At 68.7% G+C, this 6000-nt stretch carries 8 protein-coding genes; 2 read left to right on the top strand and 6 right to left on the bottom strand.

Translation table 11 applies throughout. The features are described from left to right. The first annotated feature begins 326 nt into the window (after positions 1-326). Positions 327-1133: a C2 family cysteine protease gene (locus TX83_RS17310; RefSeq protein WP_064749229.1), complete on the top strand. Its 807-nt coding sequence runs from the start codon at positions 327-329 to the stop codon at positions 1131-1133. A gap of 229 nt (positions 1134-1362) precedes the next feature. Next, complete coding sequence (locus TX83_RS17305; RefSeq protein ID WP_141233550.1) at positions 1363-1899, top strand: hypothetical protein; 537 nt, start codon at positions 1363-1365, stop codon at positions 1897-1899. A gap of 177 nt (positions 1900-2076) precedes the next feature. Here TX83_RS17305 and TX83_RS17300 read toward each other — a convergent pair whose 3' ends face one another. From TX83_RS17300 to TX83_RS17285, 6 genes are all read right to left on the bottom strand, one after another. Next, positions 2077-2835 carry a DUF3472 domain-containing protein gene (locus TX83_RS17300; protein ID WP_064749227.1) on the bottom strand — a complete coding sequence of 253 codons (759 nt, stop codon included), beginning with the start codon at positions 2833-2835 and terminating at the stop codon, positions 2077-2079. Between the two features lie 201 nt (positions 2836-3036). Further along, the gene (locus TX83_RS23460) at positions 3037-3180 is read right to left on the bottom strand and encodes a hypothetical protein (protein WP_186442633.1); all 144 of its coding nucleotides are present in this window, start codon (positions 3178-3180) and stop codon (positions 3037-3039) included. Between the two features lie 426 nt (positions 3181-3606). Beyond that, positions 3607-3954, bottom strand: a complete 348-nt coding sequence (locus TX83_RS17295) for a hypothetical protein (protein ID WP_064749226.1) — start codon at positions 3952-3954, stop codon at positions 3607-3609. Between the two features lie 238 nt (positions 3955-4192). Further along, a complete protein-coding gene (locus TX83_RS23455; RefSeq protein WP_186442632.1) occupies positions 4193-4360 on the bottom strand; it encodes a hypothetical protein in 168 nt (55 codons plus the stop codon). A gap of 187 nt (positions 4361-4547) precedes the next feature. After that, positions 4548-5465 (bottom strand): haloalkane dehalogenase, encoded by a 918-nt coding sequence (locus TX83_RS17290; protein WP_064749225.1) that lies wholly within the window; start codon positions 5463-5465, stop codon positions 4548-4550. A gap of 90 nt (positions 5466-5555) precedes the next feature. Beyond that, positions 5556-5945, bottom strand: a complete 390-nt coding sequence (locus TX83_RS17285) for a hypothetical protein (RefSeq protein ID WP_064749224.1) — start codon at positions 5943-5945, stop codon at positions 5556-5558. Between the last annotated feature and the right edge of the window lie 55 nt (positions 5946-6000).

The following is a 6000-nucleotide window of genomic DNA, read 5'->3' as shown; positions in this document are numbered from 1 at the left end:
GGCCCGGACCCACGCCGCGGCGCGCGCGCGGGCGCCGCCGGTCGCGGCGCGCCGGCCGTAGGCTCGCTCGCGAACGGCGAAGTCGGTCACAGCGTCGCGACTCGCTGCGCCGGTCCGCCCGCCGAGGCCGATCCCTGTCTGCGCGCGCTCGCGGCAACGTCCGGCAACGACACGCGCCGCTGCGGCGGCGCGAGACGCCGTGCAGGCGCGAATCCAGCGCCCCCTAGGGCGTGCCCCAGTCCTGGGGCACGCCCTAGTTATGTCGCTTCGCCGCGGCGCCTAGTCTGCACGCCATCCCCCATCGCATTGCCGCGCCGGAGCGAACCATGGAACTGAACAGCGCCAACCTGTACGCCTTCCGCCCGATCAACCTGCCCGCGGAAATCGACCGCGAAAAGGCGGCCGAAGCGAACAAGACCGAGACGCCGTTCGTCCAGGGCGAAGGCGACGCCAATCCGATCGACGCCAACGACGTCAACCAGGACGGCTACGGCAGCTGCGCGGTGCTGTCGACGATCAAGTCGATCGCGGCGCAGAACCCCGACGTGATCAAGAACATGATCCGCGACAACGGCGACGGCACCTACACCGTCACCTTCAAGGAATACGACAACGGCTTCCTCGGCTTCGGCTCGGGCTGGGACAAGAAGGAAGTCACCGTCTCCGGTCCGTTCGACGGCGATGCCGCCGACATCGGCGACATGGGCAAGGACGGCCAGGGCGAAGTGTGGCCGGCGATCATCGAGAAGGCCTACGGCCAGTTCACCGGCGACGGCTACAAGACCTACGACGACGGCGAAAATCCGGCCAAGGTCCAGGAAGCCATCCTCGGCCGCGACTCCAGCACCGAATCGCCGTCCGAGTACAGCGCCGGCGACCTGAACGAGAAGCTCGAGAACGGCGAGGCCGTGGTCGCCTGGACCGCCGGCGACTGGAGCGACGAGCAGAACAAGCTCGCCCAGCAGTACGGCGCGGTCGGCGGCCATGCCTACCGGGTCGAGGACATCTACGTCGACGGCGACGGCACCACCCGCATCAAGCTCGACAATCCCTGGGGCCACAGCGACGTCGACATGCCCTACTCGGACTATCAGAAGCTCTACCACGAAGTGAACTCCACGCCGACCCGCTAAGCGCGTCCGCCATCGCCGTTCACACCGCGCAAGCCGCAACCGTTGCGGCTTGCGCGTTCGGCGTCCGGGTGTTTACATGCGCAAGCCTTGTTTCGTGGCCTCACTGCAGACGAATGACGCGATGAACGGCCGATTCTCGCAAGCCGGCGCGGGCCTGTTGCTGAGCCTGACCCTGCTGTCCTGCGCCGCCGAGCCGGCGCCCCCCACCGCTGCCCAGGCAGGAGCCTCCATGAGCGACAGTATCCAGATCATCCAGGGCCGCACCGCGTCCCACGAGCAGGCCAAGCTCGGCCTGGTCAACGTGTTCGACGGCCACGACGTGCGACTGGACGTCTGGAATCCGGCCGACAAGCGCTGGCTGGGCAAGCTCAAGCTCAAGCGCTCGGACATCTTCCCGGTCGCCGGCGGTTTCCTGCGCCTGCAGGACGTCGGCGGCGACGGCACGCGCGCCAACGTCTCGCTGGCCGAATTCTCCGCCGCCGGCATCGGCGCGCCCGCGGCCGACGCCCTAACCCTGGTGGAAGGCGGCGAACTCGACGTCGGCGACGACGCCGTTCGCATCGTCGAGGTCGATCGCGACGGCGCCACGGTCGAAGTCTGGCCCAAGCGTTATCCGCGCGACCTGGTCGAGGCCGACAAGATCGCCAGCCACCGCCTCGTTCCGGGCGCGTCGCTGCCGCTGGCCGCCAGCGCGCTGCAGGTGCGCCGCCTGCAGCCGCGCGCCGGCGAAGTGCTGGGCTTCATCGAGTTCGCCCTGCAGCACTGAGGTCGACGTCCGGCGCACTGCGCCGGATGCTTGCGACGATGCGGATCGGTGGCCGCGAACGCTATCGACGACGGCCGCTGCGGCCTCTCCAGCGGCCGTCATCGCAAGGGGCAGCGGCGACCGCCCTGCCGATCCCGAATCCCAAATTCCCGCGACCGCAAAAGCGGCCGCAACGCATTATTCGCCCGGCGAAGCGAACCCGCCCAGATCGCTGACGATAGTGATGCATTTGCCGCCGGCGTCGCAGGCGGCGTGGGCGATGTTGCGGTCGTTGCAGTTGCCGTAAGTCTGCGTGGTCTGCGACGTCGCCGGCAGGTGGCCGTTGGCCACCGGCAGGTAGAACACCGAAGACTGGGCGCCGATCACGCTGCACGAGGCGAGCTGGTTGCTGCCCTGGCTGTATTCCTCGACGAAGCTGACCGAGCGGTTCTTGAGCCCGCTCCATGCGGTCGGGATCAGGATCGTGGCCACCGTGATGCTCTCGCCGCTCATCAGGTCGGTGACCACGCCGCTGACCCGGTTCGAGGCGCGCACGATATCGAGCCGATACTTGTGCCCGGTCTTCCAGTTCCATTTGATCTGGCACTGCACGCCGCTGCCTTCATGGCTGAAATGGCCGCAGCTGGCGCGGCTGGCCGGGTCCCAGCCGCTGGCGAGCCAGATCGAGAAGTTGAGCCAGCGCTGTCCGGAGCGATTCTGCAGGCCGATGTAGCCGCCGTCGCCGCCGACGAACCAGAACTGGTTCGCCCAGAAGTAGTTCGAACGGCTGCCGCCATCGTGATTGACCTGATCGTAGAAGCTCAGCCGGTCGTAACCGCCCACCGCTTCGGGCCAGCGCGCGTCGGTGCTGACGATGCCGCCCACCACCACCGCCTGCGCGCTGCCGCACAACAAGCCCGCCAGGGCCAACACGCCGACCATCAGCCAATTCTTCATTACGGTCTCCTCCGTCGGTTGGGACGCCTCCGCGGATGCGGACGCGCGTTGCGCGACGGGCGCTCGTTCGAGCACCGACCACGCGGCGGCCGAGCCTAGGCGTGGCGGAGACGGGTAAGAAAAGAACCTTTTTTCATAAGCGCGATCGCGCCATGGTGGATAGTCGGCACAGTCGACGCACTATCGCGCGCGACAACGATGTCACGCACTGCGTTCTGCGCCGCACATCGCAAACGCGTCCGCCCGAGCGGCGCTCACGGGTCGTGAGAAAGCGCCGATGACATCAATGTTCTCGACGCCGTTTTTCTCGCGCCCGCTGCTGAAAATTTCCTTCAACACCGGCATCGGAGCGCTCGAACGGGCGATTTTGCGCAAGGCACGGCGCTTGCAGGAGCGGGGTAAGCGGCGCCCCACCGAAGCCAGGCTCGCCAGCGCGATCGCCCCCTCCCGGAAAGGACGCCCGCGCTTCCGACGGCATCGGACGATTCGCAACTTCGGTTGCGCGCGTGATCGTCCGCCGCTTCGGACGGTCGCGGCTTACCCCGCTCCGGTTCGCGCCGCCCCGCCATCCCGGGCGCGCAGAAAAAACGACGGAACCGTTCGGCTCCGTCGTGCGTCGGTGCGATGGTTCGATTGCGTCGCCGGAGTCGGCCCAGGCGCATAGGCCTGGCCGACGGACACTTGCGCCATATGTCGTGTTACGGCGCCCCGCGCAGTGCCCGCCGGCACCGGCCGGTTCGCTATACGGCTACGACGACCTTGGGTCGGAGCTCAGGCGTGCGCGCACAGGCGCAGGTTTTCCGCCGGGCCGATCTGCGCCGCCAGCGCTTGCGCCTGGGCGCGTTCCCAGGCCGCGCGCGCGGCCGGCTTGGCCTGCGCCCAGTCCAGGCACGAGTTGCCGCGCACTTCGCGGTAACGCCGTTCCAGGTTGAGGCGCGGGTCGTCGAAACAATATTCGGGATGTTCGTTGAAGACGGCGACGCCCAGATACAGGGCCGGGCCGTAGTCGCGGAAACTCACTCCGGCGCGATGGAACGACGCGGTGTGATATGCGATGGCCCAGTAGCCGAGGTCGCTGGCAGGCGCCTTGCGCGGCAGCCTGAATGGGATCGTGGTCATCGGTGCTACTCCGACGGGATCCGCCTTGGGGAATAGCACTTTGGTCGAAGCCTGGGGCCAATTCCGTGACGCAAGGACTAGTTCCCGCGCCCGGCGGACTGGCGGACCGACCACCGGTCGGAAACGCAACCGGGCGCGCATACCCGGCGCGACCGCGCGCACCGGCGCGGCGGACGCAGCGCAAATCCGCCCGCGGCGCGACCGGAGCCGGCCGCGCCGCGGGCGCATCGGACGCGGTTTACAGACCGCGGAACAACGTGCCGAACAACAACAGCACGAAGCCCAGCGCGACCAGCCAGAAAGCGAAGCCCGCCAGCGGCAGATAGCCGAGCTTGGCGGCGATGCCGGCGCCGCCGGCGAGCAGGGACAGGAAGAAGGTCGGGAAGCTCGGCGGAGTCAGATTCACGGGTACCTCATGGCGGATGGGGGAAGACCGACCGCCACGATGGCGACCGATACTTGATATCCGTCACAAAATTCGTGCCAACCGCCGATTCGAGGCCGCCCGGCCGTTCGTCGCATGTAGTGCGCGTTTCAGCACACATGCAAACGCCGTTCGCTTTCCGCTCGTCTTCCGCTTTCGCCGAGCGCGCTCAGTCGCGCAACCCGGCGACGAATTCGCGCAGCGCGCGGCCGATCTGGTGCGGCGAATCCTCCTGCGGGTAATGCACGCCGGCGACCGTGACTTCGCGCTGGTTCGGCCAGCCGCGGCAGAACTCGCGCGCGCGGCCGGTCAACAGGGCGCCGGGCTCGACATTGACGAACAGCTTCGGCAACGCGCTGTGCGCCAGCCACTGCCCATAGGCCTCGACCGCAGCGGCGACATCGGCCGGCTCGCCCTCGATCGGCAGCTCGCGCGGGAACGCCAGGGTTGGCGCGCGCGACTGGTGGCTTGCGAACGGCGCCCGGTAGGCCTGCATCTCCGCCGGATCGAGCGTGCGCAGGATGCTCTTGGGCAGCACGGTCTCGATGAAGAAATTCTCGTCCAGCACCATGCGCTCGCCCTGCTCCGAACGCATGGCGCGGAACAGCGCATCGCGACCGTGAGCGAAGTCGCTCCACAGGCGCGGCTGCACCAGCGCTTCCATGTAGGCGATCGCGGCGATCCGCTCGGGATGGCGGCAGGCGTAATGGAAGCCCAGCGCCGAGCCCCAGTCGTGCAGCACCAGGACCACGTCGGTGCGCAGGTCCAGGGCCTCGAACCAAGCGTCGAGATAGCGTACGTGGTCGAAGAAGCGATAGCCGCCGCCCGGCATCGGCGCCGATGCGCCCATGCCGACCAGGTCCGGCGCCAGGCAACGGCCGAGCCCGCTCAAATGCGGAATGACGTTGCGCCACAGATAGGACGAGGTCGGATTGCCGTGCAGCAGCACGACCGGCGCACCTTCGCCGACGTCGACATAGCTGATTTCGCTGTCGAGCACGCGCACGCGACGGCGCGGCAGCGCATCCCGTGGCGAAATTTCGCGCGGCAGGTCGGTCGGCGGCAGCACGGCGGCGGGCGAAGGCATGGCGGTCTCGGCGCAGGAAAGGGAAGCGCAGTGTGCCCGGCGCCGGGTTCGCGCCGGGGAGCCAGCCGGTCGTAATTGCGGGGAGCCAGCTCAGGGCGACCGGCGCGCCAATCGACGCCGGTTCTGCGTCACCGCGCGCGCCACCGGGCGCAGCCCGGCCGCGATCCAGCGGTCGCCTTCGCGCCAGGCGCCGGTCCAGGCCCGCGCCGGGTCGCGCCAAGCCGCCGCCGCGGGCGGTGTCGACCATGCATCCAGTTGCATCCGCCACCACTGGGTCGACATCGCCCACCACGCCAGGCCGAACGCCGCCCATTTCTCGTCCAGCATGCGCTGCCATTCGCGCCGGTCGCGCGGCGACGGCGGACAGTCCGCCATCGACATGGCCCACAGGCGCATGCCGATCACCCACGGCGCGCCGACCCAGATCGCGGTCAGCGGCGGCCAGGAACGGGAGAAGGTCATCGGCGTCGGAATCTGCATGGCGGCCTCGCGGAGTGGGCGCACGCGGTGGGGATACGGCGGCCCGGTGCGCCAT

Source organism: Lysobacter antibioticus HS124 (assembly GCF_000336385.2).
In the GTDB taxonomy this organism is placed as follows: domain Bacteria; phylum Pseudomonadota; class Gammaproteobacteria; order Xanthomonadales; family Xanthomonadaceae; genus Lysobacter; species Lysobacter firmicutimachus.
The sequence above is the reverse complement of the archived record's forward strand: the minus strand, read 5'-3'. Positions and strand labels throughout refer to the sequence as shown.